Here is a 22420-nt window from a genome sequence, read left to right on the forward strand (position 1 = left end):
TTTACCTGGAAAAATAGTATCCAAGGGTAGAACTCTTCCTGAAAATAATAAGCGATTCAAAGCAGTTAATAGCTGGTTTTTAAAATATATATTTTAGTTTTGCGTCTGAATATGGTCAAGTATTAAGTAATATATTGTATCAGATTTAAATATATACTCGATTAGTGCCAATTTTACTGAATTCAATTAATAACCTATACTGTGGAAAACATAAATTTTAATTCTTTTATCAGTGATAATTTTGCAGGATTCTCCCCTAGGGACCTTCCCAATTTTATTTTCAGTTTTATTGTTAGCGCCTTGCTGGCTTTTATCCTGAGTAAAGTATATATCAAATACGGCAATGCCCTGTCAAACAGAAAGGCATTTGCAAGGAATTTTGTTGTTCTAGCCATTGCCACAATGTTTATTATATCTGTGGTAAAATCATCTCTTGCCTTATCTCTTGGTTTGGTTGGAGCCCTTTCTATAGTTAGATTCCGCTCTGCTATTAAGGAACCAGAGGAGTTAACTTACTTGTTTTTAACAATTGCAATTGGACTTGGTTGTGGAGCAGGTTTAACCCTGTTAACAACAATTGCATTTATTGGATTTGTGTTTTTTATCTGGTTAAACAGCCGAACTCAAAAAGCCCTTGAAAGTAAGAATCTTTACCTTACCCTTTCAGCAAGCCAACCTGATCTTTTTGATTTGAAACAAGTTGTAGAGGTTTTAAAAAAATATTGTACAGCCGTAAAGCTAAAGCGGACCGATGAAACCCAAAACGAAATGGAAGCCTCATTTATGGTTGAAGTGGAAGATTTTAATCAGTTGCAACTTGCCAAAGAAGGAATTAAGAGTTTGAACAAATCTATAGCAATTACTTTCATGGATAACAGCAGAGATTTTTAATTGTTTTGATAAACCCATTCCAAAATAGAACAAATTCTTTTGAAGAATTTCGCTATGAAAGGAAATTCCTTGTTTCCCAATTCCATAAAACTCAGGTAGAACAGCATTTGAAAATGCATCCATCAGGTTTTAAAAAATTATTTCAGGAAAGAATAGTAAATAACATTTATTTCGATACCCCAGGTTTAATGCATTATTACGATAATGTTGAGGGTGAAAAACACAGGCTGAAAGTTAGAATCAGGTGGTATGGTGATACTTTTGGCCCTATCTCAAAACCTGTTCTTGAATATAAAATTAAAAAAGGTCTTTTAGGGAAAAAGGCTTCGTTTAAATTAAATCCCTTTACCCTGGATAAAAATTTCAATAAAACGGTTATTGCAAAGGCCATTGAGAATACTCAAATTCCCAATGCCCTAAAAGATGAATTATTGTCTTTGCAGCCTACACTTCTGAACAGGTATAACCGTAAATATTTTTTGTCTGACGATAAAAAAATAAGGGTAACTATCGACAGCAACCTTACTTTTTACCGAATAAGTTATTTTCACAATACTTTTTTAAATAAATCAAACGATCGTGAAACCCTTGTTTTAGAGATGAAATATGATCCTGAAATGGATAATTTAGCAAGAAATATATCAACTTTTTTCCCGTTTCCTTTAACTAAAAGTTCAAAATACTTGCAAGGTTTAGAACGAATTTCCCTTTAAAGTATAATTTTTATGAATTTCAATAAAGTATGAAACCTGTTTTACAGTCAGAAAAAAAACTCCCTGTTTCTGTTAAATCAGGCTTTATTTTGTCCTTTCTTGCATTAATTTTAACAGCAATTATAGGTATTGAAATTGCAGGGGATAAAAAAAAAAACAACCTGCCATTTATTTATTCAAAAAGTGTTATTCCACCTGTTTTTTTAGATTCCGGTGGGTTTTATGACAAAGAATTTCACCTTGTATTAAAACCTGGTTCATCCAATTCAAAGGTATATTATACAACTGATGGAACTGTACCAGGTAGAAAAGCACAAATTTATTCCTCTCCTATCCCTATTAAAATCAGTGCAGACAATGCCAATGGGATTTCAGAAATTCCAACTTCTCCTCGATGGAAACCTCCTTTGAATAAAGTTTTTAAAGGAACAATTGTTAGGGCAATTTCAGTTACCGAAAATGGAAGTGTAAGTAAGGAAGTAGTAAATACTTATTTTGTGCATTCAAAGGGAAGAGATAGATATTCCTTGCCAGTTGTATCTCTGGTAATTGATCAGGATGATTTTTTTGGATATAATAAAGGAATTTACGTTATGGGTAAAGGTTATGAGGACAAGGACAATTATGCAAAAAAAAATATAAAATTAAATGCAAACTGGTGGGATTACCCCGCCAACTATAAACGAAAGGGTGAAAATTGGGAGCGTCCTATCCATATTACATTCTTCGAAAGGGAGAGCAATAAAGGATTTTCATCAAATTCAGGTGTAAGAATAAATGGAAGTGCTACCAGGGCTTACAGTCAAAAATCTTTAAGGATTTATTTTAATGAAAAATATGGACAGGAATCATTAAACTATAAACTGTTTCCTGAAAACCCAATTGAAGATTTTAACCAGCTTATATTGCGAAATTCAGGAAATGATTGGGATAGAACAATGTTTCGTGATGCTCTAATGCATTCACTTTTAAAAAACACCAATCTGGATCTTCAGGATTACCTGCCTTCAATTGTTTTTTTGAATGGAGAATTTTGGGGCATCCATAATATCAGAGAGCGTTTTAGCAAGGATTATTTTTGTAATAAGTATAATTTTGCCAAGGAATTCGTACAAATAATTGATCTGAAAGATGGAGTACAAATCAGGGAATCGGGATTTGGTGAATTAATAAGCTTTGTTAAGAATAATGATTTATCAGTAAAAGAGAATTATGAGCATTTAAATACATTAATGGATTTAGAAAATTTTACGGATTATCTTATTGCCAATATTTATTTTGCTAATACAGATTGGCCTAATAACAATGCAAGATGTTGGAAAAAATTAACCTTAACACCTCAACCAGATGCGCCTTTGGGTCAGGATGGAAGATGGAGATGGATATTTTTTGATACCGATTATGGTTTTGGATTTACTGGGAATCCCAATGCATACACTGTGAATATGTTGAATAAACTTTCTCCTGATAACAACCTGGGATTGATGTTTAATGCTTTAATAAAAAATCAAGGATTTAAGGAAAAATTTATTAATCGATTCAATTATCATTTAGAAAATACTTTTATTCCTGATAAGGTTTTAGAAAAAATAAATCAGATGGAAGCAGTTTTGAAACCTGAGATGCAAGAACATATTCAAAGGTGGAGAAAACCAACATCGATGAAACAGTGGATACAAAATGTTCAGGTATTGAAAGAGTTTGCAATTAACCGACCCAATTTCCAAAAAGAGCAGCTTGAGGATTTTTTAAAAGAGAATAACAAAAAGTAAAAAAGCAACAAGTAATAAAAGAAAACAGTGATTCTGGCCCTAAAAGACAATTTCCAGTTTATTATCATTCTGCTATCTTGGCTGATAGTTGGAATATATGGAGGGCCTGTTGCCTATGTGTATATTCCACTTACAGTTTTGCTATTAAAAATGAAGGGACTGTACGAAGAAATGTTCCTTGGTTTTTGGTTTTTGCTTATTTTGTCTGATAGTCTTGAACCTTCAATGAAGTTTGCCCAAAACACAAAAAATATTTATATTGTTTTACTAGCAGGGTTGTTTTTCTTAAATCAAAAAGATTTTAGGCCTATAAACCACTTATTTCAAAAGTTTTCACCCTTTTTTTTAATTGCTGTTATTGCCCTGGCATATAGTGAAACCTTCCTTATTAGTTTGCAAAAAACTATTTCCTACTTTTTAATTTTCATGATTGCTCCCAATTATATGATTAAAATATACCACGATAATGGAAATAGTTTTTTAAAGAAGTTAGTTTATTTTATCACTGCTATTTTAATTGTTGGTCTTATTCTTAAAGTTTTAATGCCTGAAATTGCTGCTTCACATGGCGGAAGGTTCAGAGGAATTTTTGGAAACCCCAATGGACTGGCTATTTTTTGTATTTTAAGTTTCCTGCTAACCTATTTAATTAATCATTTCCGCCCACTTTTATTTTCCAGGAATGAGAAAATTTTTATTTTTTCAGTTGTATTATTGTCACTAATATTAACAGGTTCGCGCAGTGCAGCAGTTGCTTTGGCTATTTTCCTGGGATTTGCAAGATTTTTTAAAATATCACCCTTTTTTGGTTTTATGGTTTTGATTATTGCCATTGTCCTTTATGAATTAATAGGAGCCAATTATGTGGCTATTATACGTTACCTGGGATTAGAATCTTTTTTTAGACTTGAAACTCTGGAAAAAGGTGGAGGAAGATATATTGCCTGGGCCTTTGCCTGGGAACAAATTCAACACAATTTTTTCCTTGGTAAAGGAATTGCTTTTGATGAATATTTTATGCGTAAAAATTATAATTTACTAAGTAGGTTGGGCCATGAAGGCGGAGTACACAACAGTTACCTAATCCTTTGGCTTAACACAGGGATCATTGGATTGATGTTATTTTTACGTTCTTTTTTTCTATCCTTTTCTCGAGCAAATAAAACTACGAAGCTTGCCTATCCAATAATGTTTGCCATTATGTTCACCATTAATTTTGAACCCTGGATAGTATCTTCTTTAAATCCTTTTACCATTATTTTTTTAATGATTATTACACTTATGTCTGATAAGGTTTTCCATGAAAAAGAGCAGGAAAATGTAGAAAAATTGGTAGAGAATGAGTTGTTGGAAGATAAAGAGATTTTGCTAGTGGATAAATAAGATAATTTTTAAAATAATAAATTACAAACCCTGAAAAGAACAATTCAAATATCGTTTCTTCTTATTTTTATTCTACTTACGGCAGAACTTGTAGCCCGTTTTTGGCTTGGATTAGGTGAGCTGCCTGTATATATTGAGGATAAGGATTTTGAATACATTTATGCTCCCAATCAAAGTGTAAAGCGATTTGGAAATTCTATTAGTACCAATGAGTTTTCCATGCGTAGCAAACCATTATCTCAAAAGGATGAAATAAGAATACTGAAAATCGGAGATTCAATAATTAATGGAGGTTCCCAAACAGATCAGGACAGTTTAGCCTCAAGTATTCTTGAAGAACAATTATCAAAAAAGTTTAAAAAGAACATAAGAGTTCTCAACGTAGGCGCAAATAGTTGGGGACCAGATAATGCATTTGAGTACATTAAGAAAAATGGGCATTTTAATTCATCCTTAATAGTTCTTGTTTTTAGCAGTCATGATTATTACGACCATATGCATTTTCAAAAAGTGGTGGGAGTGCATCCTGCCTGGCCTTCTAAGAAACCTTTTATGGCAATTACAGATGGCTTTTTTAAATATTTTATTCCTTGGTTCAATAACAAAATAAGTAGGAATTACAATGCTTACAGTTATTTGTCTTCACACAATAACATCGAATACATGAACAAGGGATGGAAAGCATTGTTTAATTATGTAAATGACAATCAAATTGAAATGCTTGTTTACCTTCATCCAAGCAAACAAGAAATTATCAATGGTAAATATGAAGATAGCGGATTAAAGCTTCTGGAAGTTTTCAGCCAAAACAAAATTAAATTCCTTTCTGGTATTGAATACAATGCAGATTCTTCCCTTTACCGTGATTTTATTCATCTTAATAATAAAGGTCAAAAAGCACTTGCTAATGTGCTTTTTACTCCGTTACAGGCTCATGTTAAAGCCAATTTAAAGGATTGAAGTAAAGAATAATACTACTTTTGAGGACAAATTTGTTAAAACAAGTTTAAAAATAAAAACAAAGAATAATTCTTAGCGTTATATAACGAGTTTTTAAAAGATGCAGATTAAGAAAAATAATAAAGAACAAAGGAGTAGTTTATTTAATATTAAACCTTTTCTCATCTGGGCTTCTTTAGCTGTTTTTATAATTTTAACCGCTTACTGTATAATTTTTGCATCTAAATTTATCAAAACAAAAGGCTATACCGGGTTGTATGATTTTATTTCCACAGCATCTTCAAATTATTTATTCAGCCTTGATGCAAAAATTGAAAAAGTAGAAATACAATTTGAACCTTCTGATTTTAATACTATCAAAGAGAAAAGGCAATTAGCATTGAACAGAAATTTAATAATAAATGAACCAGATAGTTATGTTCCTGCCATTATCCTTCATAAGGGTAAAAAAATAAGGATTAAAATCAGGCTCAAAGGCCACATGACAGACCATGTTGATGGTGAAAAATGGTCATACAGGGTAAAAGTTAAAGATAACGATCATTTTATGGGAATGAGAACATTCTCTTTGCAACATCCAGGCACACGGCAATATGTCTATGAATGGGTATATCATAAAATGTTAAAGGCAGAACATTTAATTGCTTTAAGGTATAAATTCATAAATATAGTTCTAAATGGAAAAGATTTAGGGATATATGCTGTTGAAGAGCATTTTGATGATGAACTTATTGCGGATAATAATAATTTAATAGGACCTGTTTTTAGATTTAATCCCAATTTATATTGGGTAGATCGATACAATGAGATTTTAAAAGACAAGGTAATAGCTGAATTCAGTTCCTTTTCATCTTCCAATTTTGAAATTTACAGAGAAAAAAAGACCCTTTCAGACCCCGTTCAATTTCAATATTTTTTAAAAGGAATGGCATTGATTGAAGCATTCAGAAGGGGTGAACTTCCTGCAGATAGTGTGTTTGATATAAAAAAACAAGCTAAGTTCTATGCTGTAATGGATTTAATGGGGGGACATTTTAGTATGGATTGGAGCGATGTGAAATTCTATTATAACCCCATTACATCAAGGTTGGAACCTGTAGGATATGAAAGCTGCAGCCTTTACCCTACAAAAAAAATAGCAGGCAGTGCCAGGTATAAACCACTTGAAAAAGGTGCCTTTATTAATGATTTCCATAATAACCTGTTTAGTAATCCTGCCTTCTTTAAAGAATATATTAAGCAGCTAGAAATCGTAGCAGAAAAAGAGTATTTAGATAATTTTTTCGCCAGTATTGATAAGGATTTGAATCAAAATCTAAAAATAATATACAGTGAGTTTGCTTATAAAAAGTTTGATAAGGAGCTTTATTACAAAAATCAAAAAAGCATTAAACGAATTCTAGATACACCTAAAGGATTCCATGCTTTTTTTGATGGCAAAGCAAACGATTCTCTTTTAATCCAATTAGGTGTTATAGAATCATTGCCTATTGAAATTTTGGGGATTATGTTAAATGATTCGGTTATTTCAAAACCTTTAAATGAACTTATACTTTCTGCTAAATTACCTGAGGAGTACGTAAATTACAAAGGATTTTCCTTTGTTTTGCCACAAGACTTAATATGGAAAAATAAATTTGCAAAAAAACTTAGTGTAAAATACCGAATTCTTGGTGCAAGTACTGAAAAATCTGCTGAAGTTTTTCCATACCCCTATAAAGATAAAAATTGGCTGAAGGAGGATTTGCTTAATCAGGTCTCTAATATGGAAGAATTTACTTTTTTAACAGTAAATAAGGAGCAAAAAGTGGTTTTTATAAGACCTGGAAAATGGCAGATAAATAAAAACATGATTATTCCCCAAGATTATATAGTTAAAGCCTCTGAAAATACTGTTATTGATTTAATCAACAATGCTAGAATTGTTTCATATTCTGCTCTTGATTTTTCTGGAAATGAAAAAGAACCAATTGTAATATTTTCTTCTGATTTAACAGGTCAGGGAATTGTCGTATTAAATGCTTCACTAACATCAAATTTAAAACATGTTCATTTTAAGGAACTTAATAGCTCAAAAGACAATGAATTAAAACTCTCCGGTGCTGTTACTTTTTATGAATCTGAAGTTAATATTACAAATTGTTATTTTACAAGTGGCAATAATGAGGATATTCTCACTATTATTCGTTCTTCTTTTAGAGTTAATAAATGCCTTTTTGAGAATTTAGTTAATGATGCCTTGGATATAAAATTTAGTAATGGTAGTGTATCCAGCAGTTCCTTTGTTAATTGCATTGAAGATGCTATTGATATCACCGCAAGTAATGTGCTGTTAAAGAATATTACTATTAACAAAGCGGGAAATAAAGGACTCAATGCAAAGGCACATTCAGAAGTTAAAGGAGAAAACATTAAAATATTTAATTCCAACATTGCGGTTTCTGCCGAAGATTTTGCAAATATTATTCTTGATAATGTGACCATAAAAGATAGTAAAATTGCTTTTGTATCTTTTCAGAATAAGCCAGAGTTTGGTCCCGCATTTATTACTGCAACAAATGTAGTTCTAGAGAACAACGTAAAGAAAAGCCTTGTTGAATCAAAATCAAAAATTAGCATAAATGGCGTTTCTTTATCTGAGACAATAAAGAATGTTGAAGCATTACTTAAACAGGATATAAATGAATAAAAAAGTTGCTTTATATCTGTTTTGTTTTTTATTCAGCATAGATACAATAGCTATCAATCAGCCTGTAGAATCTCCTTTTAACAATAAAGTTTTAAAAAAGGATTCTTTGAACAGCAGTTTTTCCTTCATTGTTACGGGTCATTTGCACGGAGCATCTTCCAATATTTCAGGTTTTCCTGCGGCTTCTTTACTAGCTAATATTGATACTATTAATAGTTTAAATGCCGATTTTATAATTTCCCTGGGTGATTTGTTTTTGGATGTTAATGATAATTATGTTGCAAATTATAAGAGGAGCTTATTTGATAAATTGAATATGCCTTTGTTTAATGCTGTTGGTAACCATGACTTATCGGGTAATCGATATGAAAGTTATTTTGGAAAAACTTTTTTTTCATTCGTTTACAATGAAAATCTTTTTATTTTTTTAGATACCGAAATCAATGATGGAAGTATAAAAGGAGAGCAAATGGAATTTTTTAAAAATGCCATTTCTCAAGCTCAAAAAAACAATGCGATTAAGAATATTTTCATCGCATCACATCGGCCTGTATGGTCTGAAAACAACTCCCGTTACAATACTTTTTTTAAAGGAAATACTCAAACTCAATTTGGATTAAATAATTTCAAAACTGAAGTTTCATCTTATTTGAATGAGCTTTCAACGAAATCAATTTTTTGGTTTTCTGGTTCTATGGCTTCAGGACCTGTTTCTTTTTTCTACGATAAACAAAAAGATTCTAACATTTCGTTTATTATTACCGCAATTCGAGACTTAAAACGAGATGCCATACTTCTTGTTAGTGTAAATACGGATAAAGCAGTTGAGTTTAATACAATTTCCCTTACAGGTGAACCATTACATAATTTACAAACCTATGATATTGAATTCTGGAATAGAAATTCAAAAAATATGGAAATGGATTTCAACTACAGGCTAATACCATATCTTACTTTACAAATGATTAAACATTACCATTTTTGGATTGGTTTAGCTTTTGGAATATTAATCATGAGCTTATTTGTTTTTATTAAAAGACGATTTTTTTTTAAAAATAAATTTTGAAAAAGACAAAAACAATTCTTTTCCTTTATTCTGAGCTTGCTGCCTACTTTCTTTCTTGCATTAAAGTGTTAGCAAATGAAGAAAAATATTTAATTCACATAATACACTGGCCTCTAAATGAGCAAGCCCCTTTTGAATTCGATTTTCCAAAACAAGTAAAATTTTATCCTAAAAAAAAATTTTCTAAAACTGAATTACTAAAAATTGCATCCAATTTAAATCCTGATCTTATATTTTGCAGCGGATGGATAGACAAAGATTATCTTAAAATTTGCAAAGAATTCAGAAGGAAAATCCCGGTAATTGTTGGTTTTGATAATCAATGGATAGGGACAACAAAACAATGGCTGGCAGTTGCATCAAGAGCATTTACCATAGCTCCCTATTTTTCACATGCCTGGGTTCCCGGAGAAATTCAAGCAGAATTTGCTTTAAAACTTGGTTTTACTAACAATAGAATTTTGAGAGGCTTTTACGCTGCAGACTTTGATTTCTTTCATGCACTATATCTAAAAAACAAAGAACAAAAAGAAAAAGAATTTCCCAAACGCTTCATTTACGTAGGCCGCTACATAGAGCACAAAGGCATAAAAGACCTTTGGCAGGCATTTATAGAACTGCAAAATGAAAAGCCCAGCGACTGGGAGCTTTGGTGTTTGGGAGTTGGCCCATTAAAAGAACAGGAAGTCACGCATCCCAAAATAAAACATTTTGGTTTTGTACAGCCATCAGAAATGAAAAAAATCATTGCAGATTCCGGTGTTTTTGTGCTTCCCAGCCATTTTGAGCCCTGGGGAGTTGTAGTGCATGAGTTTGCCGCAGCCGGTTTTCCTTTAATATGCAGCGATAAAGTGGGGGCAAATTCTGCCTTTTTGAAGCAGGGCGAGAACGGTTTTATATATCATTCAGCAGATGTGGAGGCATTGAAAAACGCACTGAAAAAAATGACAGCACAATCCAAAGAACAATTGCTTGAAATGGGGGAGAAGAGTATAGAAAAAGCAAAGTTAATTACCCCCGAAAAATGGGCACAGACCATTACAGGAGTTTTGTCTCGGCCAGAAAAAGGCATTAGCTGAAAAGTTTTTTCATGCCTTCCCGAAGTTTAGGCATAGGATCATGAAATTATTATCCATGGTTGTTTATATTTTCCGCACACATTTTTTTTTCGGAATTAAATTGCTCCTAACATAAAAAGATTATATAAACCCAACTATATTATATAAAATGTTTGCATTAACATTATTACTATGTTACATGAAACGTTTGTGTTTGCCCTCACTATGTTACATAAAATGTTTGTATTTGCCATCACTATGATGCATTAAATGTTTTTATTTACCTTCACTATGTCACGTTGAATGTTGAATGTTAATATTTGCCCTAACTATGATACATGAAGTGTTTATATTTGGCCTTTCTTTGTTACCTATAGGTTTATATTTGGCCTTACTATGATACATAAAATGTTTGAATTTACCTTCACCACGTTACATGAAATGTTAATATTTGCCCTTACTATGATACATGAAGTGTTTATATTTACCCTAACTATGTTACATAAAATGTATATATTTGCCCTTGCTTTGTTTCATATATGTTTATATTTGGCTTTACTATGGTACATAAAGGTTTACATTGCCCTCACTATGTTACATTAAATGCTTGTATTTACCCACACTATGATACAACAAGTATTTATATTTACCCTCACTATGATACATAAAGTATTTATATTTACCTTCACTTTGCCCATTTGTTTTTTTATTTGGCCTTACAATATGATACAAATTAGTTTTATTTAACCAAGGCTTCCACTATTATAAAAAGCACAGCTTTGATGTTTTAAATATAAATAATGATAACAAGGGATATAATTTCTACAATGATAAAATGGGCTGCAAAGCCCTCACGGAAACCATTAGTAATTAGGGGAGCCAGGCAAGTTGGCAAAACTACCCTGGTTGCTCAGTTTTCTCATCAATTTGATCAGTACATATATTTAAACCTGGAATTACCTGATGACAGCCAGGCTTTTTTGGATTTTAAAAACATGGATACGCTTATACAATCCATATTTTTTATAAAAAATAAAGTTCATTCCAAAAAGAAAAAAACACTGATTTTCATTGATGAAATACAGGAGGTTCCCAAAGCACTAAACCTGCTGCGTTATTTTTATGAACAGGCTCCCGAATTATATGTAATTGCTGCAGGTTCATTGTTGGAGACGCTTTTCAGCCAAAATGTGAGTTTTCCTGTCGGACGCCTGGAATTCCTGGTGGTAAGGCCGGTGTCTTTTTCTGAATTTCTTGCTGCAACTGGTGAACATGCTGCATTGCAGGCAATGAGGAATATACCTTTACCGGAATTTGCCAATGAAAAACTTTTTGCCCTTTTTAATATTTACACTTTAATTGGAGGAATGCCCGAAATCGTTGATCATTATGCAACACATAAGGATTTAACTTCACTGAAACCAATTTATGAATCACTTATAGTTTCATATATTGATGATGTGGAAAAATATGCAGCCAATGCCACTCAGGTGCAGCTTTTTCGCCACGTCATTAAAGCCTCATTTGCTGAAGCCGGCAAAAGAATTAAATTCCAGGGTTTCGGAAAATCAAACTACAGGTCCAGAGAAATGGGAGAAGTTTTAAGGAATTTGCAAAAAGCGTTTCTACTTTACCTTGTTTATCCCACTACCGGTGCAGAACTTCCATTGCAACCGGATTCTCGCAAATCCCCCAGGTTGCAGGTTTTAGACACAGGAATGCTCAATTATTTCCTGGGAATCCAAAAAGAACTGCTTTGGGCCACTGATTTAAACAAAGTTTACCAGGGAACTGTTATTGAACATATCGTTGGCCAGGAACTTTTGGCCATAGATCACAGCGTATTAAACCAGCTTAATTTTTGGATACGTGAGAAAAAAGAATCTTCTGCTGAGGTGGATTACCTTTATTTATTTGAAGGAAAAGTAATACCTGTGGAAGTTAAATCAGGTTCTGCAGGTAAGTTAAGGTCGTTGCATTTATTTATGGACCTGGCCCCACATAACATGGCCATTCGCTTTTATGCCGGAGAAATCTCCATAACCGAGGTGAATACCCTGGCAGGTAAAAAATATTTTCTGTTAAACCTTCCTTACTTTTTGGTTTCTCAAATTGAATATTATTTAACATGGTTCAAAAATAAGATCAATGAAAAATAATTTTTACAGATAGTTCTTTAAAAAAACAAAATTGATTCCGCACAAATTGTATAGCTGATTTTATCTCAAACAAAGGCCATAGTTGTAGTGTATGCAGGTCTGGATGAAATAGGATGCTTTTTAAAAAGAACAATTTTATATGGAATTCAAGTTCCCTTAATTTAAAAAATTAAGGGTTTATAAGTTTTAATAATTAGCATATCTAACTGGTTTATTAAAAAATTACCCCAAAACTCCTTATTTGACATATATATTCATGTTATACTTAACAACAAATGATTAAACTTTAAAGTTATTTATTCCTTAACTACCTGCTTAACCTAATACTTTTTATTTACTTTTGCCTCATGCAGAATGAAATGATATTAATACTTGACTTTGGGTCACAATACACCCAACTAATTGCCAGGCGGGTAAGAGAACTAAATGTTTACTGTGAAATACATCCTTTTAATAAAATTCCTGAAATTCATTCAGGAATTAAAGGAGTGGTGCTTTCTGGTAGCCCTTTTTCAGTAAGGGATGCTGCTGCACTTAATCCTGATTTAACATTAATTAAAGGAAAATTACCCTTATTGGGAGTATGTTATGGTGCACAACTGCTTTCTCATAAATACGGGGGCGAAGTAACCCCTTCCAATACCAGGGAATATGGAAGAGCTAATCTTTCTTTTGTGGATGACACAGACACCCTGTTTAAAGGCATTTCTCTGAATTCTCAAGTATGGATGTCTCATGGTGATACAATTGTGAAAATTCCAGATCATTATAAGGTTACTGCAAGTACAATGGATGTGAAAGTTGCAGGTTACCATATTAAAGGAGAATCAACGTATGGCATTCAGTTTCACCCTGAAGTTTACCATTCAACAGAAGGTGCAGTTTTGTTAAGAAATTTCATTGTGGATATTTGCGGTTGCAAACAGGATTGGACACCTGATTCTTTTGTTGAAACAACAGTACAACAGTTAAAGGAAAAAATAGGAAATGACAAAGTAGTATTGGGACTCTCAGGTGGAGTTGATTCTAGCGTTGCTGCAGTGTTGTTACATAAAGCAATTGGAAAAAACCTGTATTGTATTTTTGTTGATAATGGACTGTTAAGAAAAGATGAATTTGAAAGCGTTTTGCATTCCTATAAAGATATGGGTTTAAATGTAAAGGGAGTTGATTCAAAAGATAGGTTTTATGCCGAACTTGCAGGTGTTTCTGATCCGGAAAAGAAAAGAAAAGCAATTGGAAAAGTTTTTATTGATGTTTTTGATGAAGAGTCACATCTTATTCAAGATGTTAAATGGCTTGCTCAGGGAACCATATATCCCGATGTAATTGAATCTATATCTGTAAAAGGGCCTTCTGCCACAATAAAGTCACATCACAATGTTGGGGGCTTACCCGATTTTATGAAACTAAAAATTGTAGAACCCTTAAATACCTTATTTAAAGATGAAGTTAGAAGAGTAGGAAAAACACTTGAAATAGATGAAAATATCCTTAACAGACATCCCTTTCCAGGTCCCGGACTCGCTATTCGCATACTTGGAGACATTACAAAAGATAAGGTAAAGATTCTTCAACAAGTGGATGATATTTTCATTAGTTCCTTAAAAAAAGCAGGCTTATATAACGATGTTTGGCAGGCTGGTGCCATTTTTCTTCCGGTTCAAACTGTAGGAGTAATGGGCGATGAAAGAACATATGAAAATGCTGTTGCCCTTCGTGCTGTTACTTCCACAGATGGAATGACTGCTGATTGGTGTCATCTTCCTTATGATTTTTTAAGTAAAGTATCCAATGACATTATAAATAAAGTTAAAGGTATTAATCGCGTTGTTTATGACATCAGCTCTAAGCCACCTGCAACTATTGAATGGGAATAAATGGTGATGTTTATTAATAGGTCAATCCGCATTTTAAAACTTATGTTCTTGCTGCTTTTATTTGCAGCAAGCATTCCCTCCGTTTTCTCCCAGGATGATCTTAAAACAGAAACTATAGAGGGGAAAAAGTATTACATGCATAAAGTGGAGCAGGGGCATACCTTGTATGCGATATCAAAAAAATACTTAATTGAAATTGAAGATATTCTTAATGAAAATCCTGAAGCTTCCGAAGGATTAAAGATTGACCAGGTTTTAAGGATTCCACTGGTTAAAGAAAACAAAAAGCTTCATAAGTTAAACAACCCGGAAATTAAAGGAAATTATATTCTTCATACCATTGAAAAAGGGCAAACTTTATATTCACTTTCTAAATTTTACAATATTGCTTTAGAGGATATAGTTTTTGAAAATCCAGGAGTTCAAAATGAAATGAGAATTGGGGATGTGCTCAAAATCCGTGTGAATAAGGTTGAAAACATTAATAAAGAATCTATTGCTCCCGCTAAAGAAGATGGTTGGCTTCGTCATACTATTCACAAAGGAGAAACCTTGTATTCGCTTGCAAAAAAATATGGTGTAAACATCGATTCAATAAGTATTATCAACAATGGTTTGCCAGAAGGTTTAAAAGATGGTGAGACAATCAGAATACCCGTTAAAATATTACCTGGGCGTAATGATATTATTAAGGCAGACACTTCAGTTATTTATAAATACATTAAGGAAAAATTAAAAAGTGGAAAATTTGATGAAGATGAACAAAACCCGGGTGAATATAATATAGCCTTGCTTCTTCCTTTATTTATTCAGGAAAATGATGGTATAGAGAAAAATAAAAGACCATTTGAAAAAAAAATCCTATTTGACCAATCAATTGTAGCACTCCAATTTTATGAAGGCTTTCTGCTTGCACTTGATTCCATGAATAAAGAAGGGCTTGTGGCTAATATTTATGTTTATGATACTGCAAAGGATTCATTACAATTAAAAATGGTACTTGCAAAACCCGAGCTTAAACAAATGGATTTAATTATAGGCCCATTATTCCTTTCAGGTTTCGTTCAGGCTTCAAAATTTGCACTGGAAAATGAAATTCACATTGTATCACCTTTTATTCAACAGAATTCAATTATTGCTGAAAATCCTTATGTTAGTAAAGTTGTTCCTGCACCTACAACCCAGTTCGATCAAATAGCAGAGTTTATTTCAGAGGCTTATCCCAATCAAAATCTTGTATTGATTCACAACAGTAAATTAGAGGATAAGCCTATTGTTAGAGCGTTCACAAAAAAAGCCGCAGCAAAGAATCTTTCTATAAAAGAAATCAACTATCTAACTTCTGATTTTAAAGCTATTCAACTGGCTTTATCCTCAAATAAGAAAAATATTTTAATTGTTCCATCTAACGATGTTGCCTTTGTTACCGATTTAATCAGTAAACTTTATTTTTCTTCTACTCAGGAGAAAGAAATAATTGTTTTTGGATCAGATTCCTGGCTTGATTTCGAAAATTTGGATATTAATTACCTTCAAAAACTTAATACACATATTGCAACCGCAAATCATGTTGATTTTGATAATGAAAAAATTAAAAATTTTATTGGAGTATATAGGGAAAAATATCTTTCTGATCCTTCTAATTATGCTTTCCAGGGATTTGACCTGGGATATTTTTACTTGTCATTGTTGAATAAATATGGACGGTATTTCTCTCAAAAATACGTGTTATTTACCCATAATGGGCTGCAACTTACTTTCAATGTAAGCAAAGTTTCTGAACAATCAGGTTTTGAAAACAAAGGATTTTCAATTATCCGTTTTGAGAATTACAAGCTGGTTAAAGTAAATTAAATGGAAGAAAAAATTCAGGTTGGTGTTTGGCTTAAACAGTTGCAGGATAATATTTGTAAGGAAATTGAAAAAGAAGATTCCCTTGCTAAATTTAAGGAAGATAAATGGTCAAGGCCTGGTGGGGGAGGAGGCCGAAGCAGAGTAATTGAAAATGGAGCAATTATTGAAAAGGGAGGAGTTAATTATTCCTCTGTTTTTGGTAAACTTCCTTCCAATATTCAAAAGTCACTTAAGTTAAAAGAGGAAACAGAATTTTTTGCTACAGGTGTTTCAATTGTAATGCACCCTGTAAATCCATTCGTTCCAATTATTCATATGAATGTACGTTATTTTGAGTTAGATGATGGCTCAAAATGGTTCGGAGGTGGAATTGACCTTACACCACATTACATAAATGTACAGGAAGCCAGATTTTTTCATTCTAACCTAAAAATGGAATGTGATAAACACCATAATTCCTATTATGCTCAATTTAAAAAATGGGCAGATGATTATTTCTACATTCAACATCGAAATGAAACTAGAGGGGTAGGAGGTGTTTTTTTTGATAAGCTTGCTCCTAATAATGAATTTTCCTTTCAGGATAGATTTGATTTTATTAAAGCAATTGGAGATTCATTCGCCCCTGTTTATACTCAGTTAATGAAGAATAACGCAAAAAAAGCCTTTACTGATGATCATAAGAAATGGCAGTTAATTCGAAGAGGACGTTATGTTGAATTTAACCTTGTTTATGATAAGGGAACAAAATTTGGTTTGGAAACAAATGGAAGAATTGAATCTATTCTCATGAGCCTACCGCCCGTTGTTAATTGGCCTTATAATTTTATACCTGAAAAAGACAGTCCTGAAGAAAAGACATTAAACCTTTTGAAAAAAAACATAGATTGGCTAAATGCTTAAAGCAAAATTAGCATAACCTGATTAATCAAAGAATTAACATTAGCTTTTAAAAAATACAGAAAGAATTATTTTTTTTAAAGTAAAAATAATTATACCTTTGCAGCCCCGTTATAGTACAGGTTGAAAATATAAAAAAATCAAAAAACACATAAAATGATCATTATACCAGTAAAAGAAGGCGAAGCAATCGATAAAGCTTTAAAAAAATTCAAAAAGAAATTTGAGAAAACAGGAGTAGTTAAGGAATTAAGAGAAAGACAAAAATTCACTAAGCCTTCAATAAAAAAACGCGAACAGGTTATTAAAGCTGTGTATAAAGAGAACATGCAAAGAGAAGAAGAATAGGCTTAAATATTTTTTCATAAAAAAAGAGAAAAACTGCAATGGAAATGAAAATTATCCGTTAGATTTATGCAGTTTTTCTCTTTTTTTATGGCTATTAACCGGTTTCTTCAATATCTCGAATTCGAGAAAAGATATTCAGCCCACACAATTACCGCTTATAAAGGGGATCTTGAGGAATTCTGTTTATTTATTGAACATGAATATGCTCAAAAGGATGTAATTACTGCCAATTACATGCAAATCCGTTCCTGGCTCGTAACCTTAATCGAAAACAAGCTTAGTCCTAGAACCGTTACCAGGAAAATTTCAACACTCAAATCATTTTATCATTATTTATTGTGTCACCAGGAAATTTCCATAAATCCTATGACAAAGATACTTTCACCTAAAACTGGAAAAAAACTTCCTGTTTTTGTAGAAAAGGAGAAAATGGAAACTCTATTGAATGGCAAAGAGTTTGATAATGATTTTGAAGGAATCAGGGATAGGTTAATTATAGAGCTGTTGTATTGCACAGGAATGAGATTAAGCGAGTTGATAAATATTAAAATCAAGGATGTTGATGTTTATAACTCAACAGTTAAAGTGTTAGGGAAAAGAAATAAGGAAAGAATAATACCTGTTTTAAATCATTTGAACAATTTAATCAAAACCTATTTGGAATCTACTCATCCAACTCCTGAGGAAAATGCATCAAATTTAATTACTACTGTAAAAGGTAAAAAAGTTTACCCTAAATTGATTTATAGAACGGTAAATACTTACCTTAGCAAAATTACTACTGCTGATAAGAAGAGTCCGCATGTGTTAAGACATACTTTTGCAACTCATATGCTTAATAACGGATCAGAATTAAATGCAATAAAAGAATTGCTTGGCCATGCAAATTTATCTGCAACCCAGGTATACACACACAACACAATTGAAAAATTAAAATCTATTTATAAACAGGCTCATCCAAAAGCCTAAAAAATCAGGAGGATAGAATCATGACCAGAGACATTCAAACAGTAAATTTTAATGCAGAACCAGAATTAATTGATTTTGTAAATGAAAAATTAACAAAGCTTCATCAATACTTTGATGGAATTGTTGCCATTGAAGCTTATCTTAAGCTTGATAACAACAGTGAGGAAGACAATAAAATTGCTGAGATAAGGGTTTTTATACCCGGCAGTGATTTGTTTGCAAAGAAAAAGGGAAAGTCTTTTGAGGAGGCAATTGATCAGGCAACGGATTCTGTAAAAAGGCAGGTTCAAAAGCACAAAGAAAAAATAAAAGGATTATAAACCAAACCAATAGGAAAAAAAATAAAAAATGTCAGATTTATTTTTTGGTACTTAATTAAATTTGTATAGCTTTGCAGTCCTTTTTAAAAAGAGGGCTGTTTTTGTTTAATAAGTCGTTATAATAAAAAAACAAAAACAGAAGTATTTAAGATTGCCGATGTAGCTCAGCTGGCCAGAGCAGCTGATTTGTAATCAGCGGGTCGGGGGTTCGAATCCCTCCATTGGCTCTTGTTCTTTTTGTATTAGGAATAAATAGGAGGGGAGATTCCAGAGTGGCTAAATGGGACGGACTGTAAATCCGTTGCGAAAGCTTCGAAGGTTCGAATCCTTCTCTCCCCACTTGGCTTTTTGAAATTAAAAGCGGAAGTAGCTCATTTGGTAGAGCATCAGCCTTCCAAGCTGAGGGTGGCCGGTTCGAGCCCGGTCTTCCGCTCAATAGCGTGTGTGACTCTGTAATTTCAGAGTTGCACACGTTTAAAAGCCGATGTAGCTCAGTGGTAGAGTGCGTCCTTGGTAAGGACGAGGTCACGGGTTCAAGTCCCGTCATTGGCTCTTAGCTATTGAGTTATTAAAGATGGTTTTTATAGTAAAAACGAGTAAAATAAATTTAAAAAAAAGATTAAAATTAATCTAAACTGTTAAACACTAAATTAAAAATGGCTAAAGAAAAATTCGACCGTTCCAAGCCCCACTTGAATATTGGAACTATTGGTCACGTTGACCACGGTAAAACTACCTTAACTGCTGCAATCACTACTGTGCTTGCTTCTAAAGGATTGTCAGAAATGAGATCTTTTGACTCAATTGATAATGCTCCTGAAGAAAAAGAAAGAGGTATTACCATTAATACATCTCACGTAGAATATTCAACTGCAAGCAGGCATTATGCCCACGTTGACTGTCCTGGTCACGCGGATTATGTTAAAAATATGATTACTGGGGCTGCCCAAATGGATGGTGCAATACTTGTTGTTGCTGCTACTGATGGTCCAATGCCTCAAACTAGAGAACATATCCTTTTAGCTCGCCAGGTTGGTGTGCCTAAAATTGTTGTTTTTATGAACAAGGTTGACCTTGTTGATGACGAAGAACTTTTGGATCTTGTTGAAATGGAAATCAGAGAATTACTTTCTTTCTACGATTTTGATGGTGATGCTACTCCTATTATCAGAGGTTCTGCTCTTGGTGGTTTGAATGGTGATGCTGCTTGGGTAGATAAGATTATGGATTTGATGGATGCTGTTGATGCTTTCATTCCAATTCCTCCACGTGAGGTTGATAAGCCTTTCCTTATGCCTGTTGAAGATGTTTTCTCTATCACTGGTAGAGGTACTGTTGCAACTGGTAGAATCGAAACTGGTGTTATTAACTCTGGTGAAGAAGTTACAATTCTTGGTATGGGCGAAGCTCCAATCAAGTCTGTTGTTACTGGGGTTGAAATGTTCAGAAAAATATTAGACAGAGGTGAAGCAGGTGATAACGTTGGTCTTCTTTTAAGAGGTATTGAAAAAACTCAAATTAAAAGAGGTATGGTAATTGCCAAGCCAGGAACTATCACTCCACATACTGAATTCAAAGCAGAGGTTTATATCCTTAAAAAAGAAGAAGGTGGACGTCATACTCCATTCCAGAACAAATACCGTCCTCAGTTCTACTTAAGAACTACTGACGTTACTGGAGAAATCTTTTTGCCTGAAGGTAGAGAAATGATTATGCCTGGTGATAACGTTACTATAAGTGTTGTGCTTATTGTTCCTGTTGCCCTTAACAAAGGTTTAAGATTTGCAATCCGCGAAGGTGGAAGAACAATCGGTGCTGGACAGGTAACTGAAATTATCAAGTAATTTTTAAATAATTTAGTGGTAAAATGGCACTTCGGTATTAACCGGAGTGCCTTATTACCAATAAAAATAGTGATAGGGGAAAACCAATTTTACAAGCCACTCTTGAAATTTTTAAATATTGGCGAAATGAGGAGACATTGCAACTCAAAAAGGAATAAAATTAATCCTATACGGGTGTAGCTCAATTGGTAGAGTAGTGGTCTCCAAAACCATTGGCTGGGAGTTCGAGTCTCTCCACCCGTGCTACTTAAGATAATTAAAAGTATGAATAAAATTAAATTATATTTTGAAGATACATACAGCGAACTGGTTAATAAAGTTACCTGGCCTAGCTGGAAAGAGCTTCAATCAAGCGCAATAATTGTAATGGTTGCATCCGTTATTATTGCTTTAATTGTTTTTGCAATGGATAAGGCCTTCGGGGAAATTCTCCGTATGTTTTATAATTTATTTTAATCTGGCGTGAAAATTATGAGTGAAGTAGAAAAAAAATGGTATGTTGTTCGTGCAATTAGCGGTCAGGAGAAGAAAGTAAAGCAATATATTGAATCTGAAATTAGCCGTTTGGGCCTTACTGATTTTGTTTCCCAGGTTCTTATTCCTACGGAAAAAATTTATCAGATTAGAAAAGGTAAAAAGGTAAGCAAGGAAAGAAGTTTTTTTCCTGGCTATATTCTTATTGAAGCTGCTCTTACAGGTGAAATTCCTCATATAATAAAAAATATTACCGGTGTAATTGGGTTTTTAGGAGCCAGAGGGGAAGAAAAACCAGTGCCTCTTAGAGAATCTGAGGTTAACAGGATTTTAGGAAAAGTTGATGAGCTTGCTGAAAGCAGAGAAGAATTAAATAATCCATTTATCGTTGGGGAATCGGTTAAAGTTGTTGATGGACCTTTTAATAGCTTTACTGGAGTTATTGAGGAAATAAACGATGAAAAGAAGAAGTTAAAAGTAATGGTTAAAATATTTGGAAGAAAAACCCCCTTGGAACTTAGTTTCATGCAGGTTGAGAAGGAGTAAGACATAAATATTTTGATCCTTTTTTATAAACAGAATACAAACAATAATTTAATATAAAGAAACTAGAAAAAAGAAATAGGAATGGTTTAGCTTCCAAACTATAACCTTTTTTGATTTCTGATTTTAATTTCAAAACTAAATAAAATGGCAAAAGAAATAGGAGCAGTAATCAAGCTTCAAATTAAAGGAGGGGCTGCTAATCCTGCACCTCCAATCGGCCCCGCTTTAGGTGCTAAGGGTGTAAACATCATGGAGTTCTGTAAGCAATTTAATGCCAGAACACAAGAGAAAGCCGGTAAAGTTGTTCCCGTGGTTATTACTGTTTATACAGATAAATCATTTGAATTTATTACCAAAAATCCACCTGTTCCGGTTTCCCTTTTAGAAGCTGTGAAAACTAAATCAGGTTCTGCTGAGCCTAACCGTAACAAAATTGGTTCCGTTAATTGGGATCAGGTGAAGGAAATTGCAGAATTTAAAATGTCCGATTTAAACTGTTTTTCAGTTGAATCAGCCATGAAAATGGTGGCCGGCACTGCAAGAAGTATGGGAATAACAGTTTCAGGAGAAGCGCCTTTTAAAATTTAATAAGAC

19 protein-coding genes and 5 tRNA genes are annotated in these 22420 nt (G+C 33.0%); all 24 read left to right on the top strand.

The genetic code is table 11. The features are described 5' to 3' along the window. Positions 1–210: 210 nt before the first annotated feature. The 24 genes from H0V01_14350 to rplK all read left to right on the top strand — a co-directional run bounded on the left by H0V01_14350 (position 211) and on the right by rplK (position 22414). Positions 211–891, top strand: coding sequence for a DUF4956 domain-containing protein (locus H0V01_14350; protein ID MBA2584557.1), 681 nt, complete (start codon positions 211–213; stop codon positions 889–891). Positions 892–896: 5 nt separating this feature from the next. Next, positions 897–1604, top strand: a complete 708-nt coding sequence (locus H0V01_14355) for a VTC domain-containing protein (GenBank protein ID MBA2584558.1) — start codon at positions 897–899, stop codon at positions 1602–1604. A 29-nt stretch (positions 1605–1633) separates the two neighbouring features. Then, entirely contained in the window at positions 1634–3376 is a 1743-nt protein-coding gene (locus H0V01_14360; GenBank protein MBA2584559.1) for a CotH kinase family protein, read from the top strand. Between the two features lie 27 nt (positions 3377–3403). After that, on the top strand, positions 3404–4759 hold the full coding sequence (locus tag H0V01_14365; GenBank protein ID MBA2584560.1) for an O-antigen ligase family protein: 1356 nt from the start codon (positions 3404–3406) through the stop codon (positions 4757–4759). Between the two features lie 219 nt (positions 4760–4978). Then, entirely contained in the window at positions 4979–5719 is a 741-nt protein-coding gene (locus H0V01_14370; protein MBA2584561.1) for a hypothetical protein, read from the top strand. Between the two features lie 100 nt (positions 5720–5819). After that, positions 5820–8408: a CotH kinase family protein gene (locus tag H0V01_14375; protein ID MBA2584562.1), complete on the top strand. Its 2589-nt coding sequence runs from the start codon at positions 5820–5822 to the stop codon at positions 8406–8408. Continuing rightward, entirely contained in the window at positions 8401–9474 is a 1074-nt protein-coding gene (locus H0V01_14380) for a metallophosphoesterase (GenBank protein ID MBA2584563.1), read from the top strand. Before H0V01_14375 ends, H0V01_14380 begins: the two co-directional genes overlap by 8 nt. Beyond that, positions 9471–10553: a glycosyltransferase family 4 protein gene (locus H0V01_14385; GenBank protein MBA2584564.1), complete on the top strand. Its 1083-nt coding sequence runs from the start codon at positions 9471–9473 to the stop codon at positions 10551–10553. Before H0V01_14380 ends, H0V01_14385 begins: the two co-directional genes overlap by 4 nt. Positions 10554–11332: 779 nt before the next feature. Continuing rightward, positions 11333–12691, top strand: coding sequence for an ATP-binding protein (locus tag H0V01_14390; GenBank protein ID MBA2584565.1), 1359 nt, complete (start codon positions 11333–11335; stop codon positions 12689–12691). Positions 12692–13038: 347 nt separating this feature from the next. Next, positions 13039–14571, top strand: a complete 1533-nt coding sequence (gene guaA, locus H0V01_14395; GenBank protein ID MBA2584566.1) for a glutamine-hydrolyzing GMP synthase — start codon at positions 13039–13041, stop codon at positions 14569–14571. A gap of 48 nt (positions 14572–14619) precedes the next feature. Then, positions 14620–16425, top strand: a complete 1806-nt coding sequence (locus tag H0V01_14400; protein MBA2584567.1) for a LysM peptidoglycan-binding domain-containing protein — start codon at positions 14620–14622, stop codon at positions 16423–16425. Further along, positions 16426–17328, top strand: coding sequence for an oxygen-dependent coproporphyrinogen oxidase (gene hemF / locus H0V01_14405; GenBank protein MBA2584568.1), 903 nt, complete (start codon positions 16426–16428; stop codon positions 17326–17328). A 153-nt stretch (positions 17329–17481) separates the two neighbouring features. Beyond that, a complete protein-coding gene (locus H0V01_14410) occupies positions 17482–17673 on the top strand; it encodes a 30S ribosomal protein S21 (GenBank protein ID MBA2584569.1) in 192 nt (63 codons plus the stop codon). Positions 17674–17760: 87 nt separating this feature from the next. Further along, positions 17761–18642, top strand: coding sequence for a tyrosine-type recombinase/integrase (locus tag H0V01_14415; protein MBA2584570.1), 882 nt, complete (start codon positions 17761–17763; stop codon positions 18640–18642). A 20-nt stretch (positions 18643–18662) separates the two neighbouring features. Then, entirely contained in the window at positions 18663–18962 is a 300-nt protein-coding gene (gene raiA, locus H0V01_14420; protein ID MBA2584571.1) for a ribosome-associated translation inhibitor RaiA, read from the top strand. A 153-nt stretch (positions 18963–19115) separates the two neighbouring features. Continuing rightward, positions 19116–19189, top strand: a tRNA-Thr gene (locus H0V01_14425). Positions 19190–19220: 31 nt separating this feature from the next. Then, a tRNA-Tyr gene (locus H0V01_14430) sits at positions 19221–19301 on the top strand. Positions 19302–19322: 21 nt separating this feature from the next. Continuing rightward, positions 19323–19395: transfer RNA gene (locus tag H0V01_14435), tRNA-Gly, on the top strand. Between the two features lie 47 nt (positions 19396–19442). Continuing rightward, positions 19443–19514 (top strand) — tRNA-Thr (locus H0V01_14440). Between the two features lie 104 nt (positions 19515–19618). Next, positions 19619–20806: an elongation factor Tu gene (gene tuf, locus H0V01_14445; GenBank protein MBA2584572.1), complete on the top strand. Its 1188-nt coding sequence runs from the start codon at positions 19619–19621 to the stop codon at positions 20804–20806. A 170-nt stretch (positions 20807–20976) separates the two neighbouring features. Further along, positions 20977–21049: transfer RNA gene (locus H0V01_14450), tRNA-Trp, on the top strand. Between the two features lie 21 nt (positions 21050–21070). After that, a complete protein-coding gene (secE, locus tag H0V01_14455; GenBank protein MBA2584573.1) occupies positions 21071–21262 on the top strand; it encodes a preprotein translocase subunit SecE in 192 nt (63 codons plus the stop codon). A 15-nt stretch (positions 21263–21277) separates the two neighbouring features. Then, positions 21278–21826, top strand: coding sequence for a transcription termination/antitermination factor NusG (gene nusG, locus H0V01_14460; GenBank protein ID MBA2584574.1), 549 nt, complete (start codon positions 21278–21280; stop codon positions 21824–21826). 144 nt (positions 21827–21970) lie between these two features. Then, a complete protein-coding gene (gene rplK, locus H0V01_14465) occupies positions 21971–22414 on the top strand; it encodes a 50S ribosomal protein L11 (protein ID MBA2584575.1) in 444 nt (147 codons plus the stop codon). Positions 22415–22420 lie beyond the last annotated feature (6 nt).

The organism is Bacteroidota bacterium, assembly GCA_013696965.1.
Lineage (GTDB): Bacteria > Bacteroidota > Bacteroidia > JACCXN01 > JACCXN01 > JACCXN01.

Excerpts from the sequence above, each read along its gene's own strand:
- rplK (MBA2584575.1), top strand. The coding sequence starts at position 21,971 with ATGGCAAAAGAAATAGGAGCAGTAATCAAGCTTCAAATTAAAGGAGGG.
- H0V01_14375 (MBA2584562.1), top strand. The coding sequence starts at position 5,820 with ATGCAGATTAAGAAAAATAATAAAGAACAAAGGAGTAGTTTATTTAAT.
- secE (MBA2584573.1), top strand. The coding sequence starts at position 21,071 with ATGAATAAAATTAAATTATATTTTGAAGATACATACAGCGAACTGGTT.
- H0V01_14390 (MBA2584565.1), top strand. The coding sequence starts at position 11,333 with ATGATAACAAGGGATATAATTTCTACAATGATAAAATGGGCTGCAAAG.
- H0V01_14410 (MBA2584569.1), top strand. The coding sequence starts at position 17,482 with ATGATCATTATACCAGTAAAAGAAGGCGAAGCAATCGATAAAGCTTTA.
- nusG (MBA2584574.1), top strand. The coding sequence starts at position 21,278 with ATGAGTGAAGTAGAAAAAAAATGGTATGTTGTTCGTGCAATTAGCGGT.
- raiA (MBA2584571.1), top strand. The coding sequence starts at position 18,663 with ATGACCAGAGACATTCAAACAGTAAATTTTAATGCAGAACCAGAATTA.
- tuf (MBA2584572.1), top strand. The coding sequence starts at position 19,619 with ATGGCTAAAGAAAAATTCGACCGTTCCAAGCCCCACTTGAATATTGGA.
- guaA (MBA2584566.1), top strand. The coding sequence starts at position 13,039 with ATGCAGAATGAAATGATATTAATACTTGACTTTGGGTCACAATACACC.
- H0V01_14370 (MBA2584561.1), top strand. The coding sequence starts at position 4,979 with ATGCGTAGCAAACCATTATCTCAAAAGGATGAAATAAGAATACTGAAA.
- hemF (MBA2584568.1), top strand. The coding sequence starts at position 16,426 with ATGGAAGAAAAAATTCAGGTTGGTGTTTGGCTTAAACAGTTGCAGGAT.
- H0V01_14415 (MBA2584570.1), top strand. The coding sequence starts at position 17,761 with ATGGCTATTAACCGGTTTCTTCAATATCTCGAATTCGAGAAAAGATAT.
- H0V01_14380 (MBA2584563.1), top strand. The coding sequence starts at position 8,401 with ATGAATAAAAAAGTTGCTTTATATCTGTTTTGTTTTTTATTCAGCATA.
- H0V01_14360 (MBA2584559.1), top strand. The coding sequence starts at position 1,634 with ATGAAACCTGTTTTACAGTCAGAAAAAAAACTCCCTGTTTCTGTTAAA.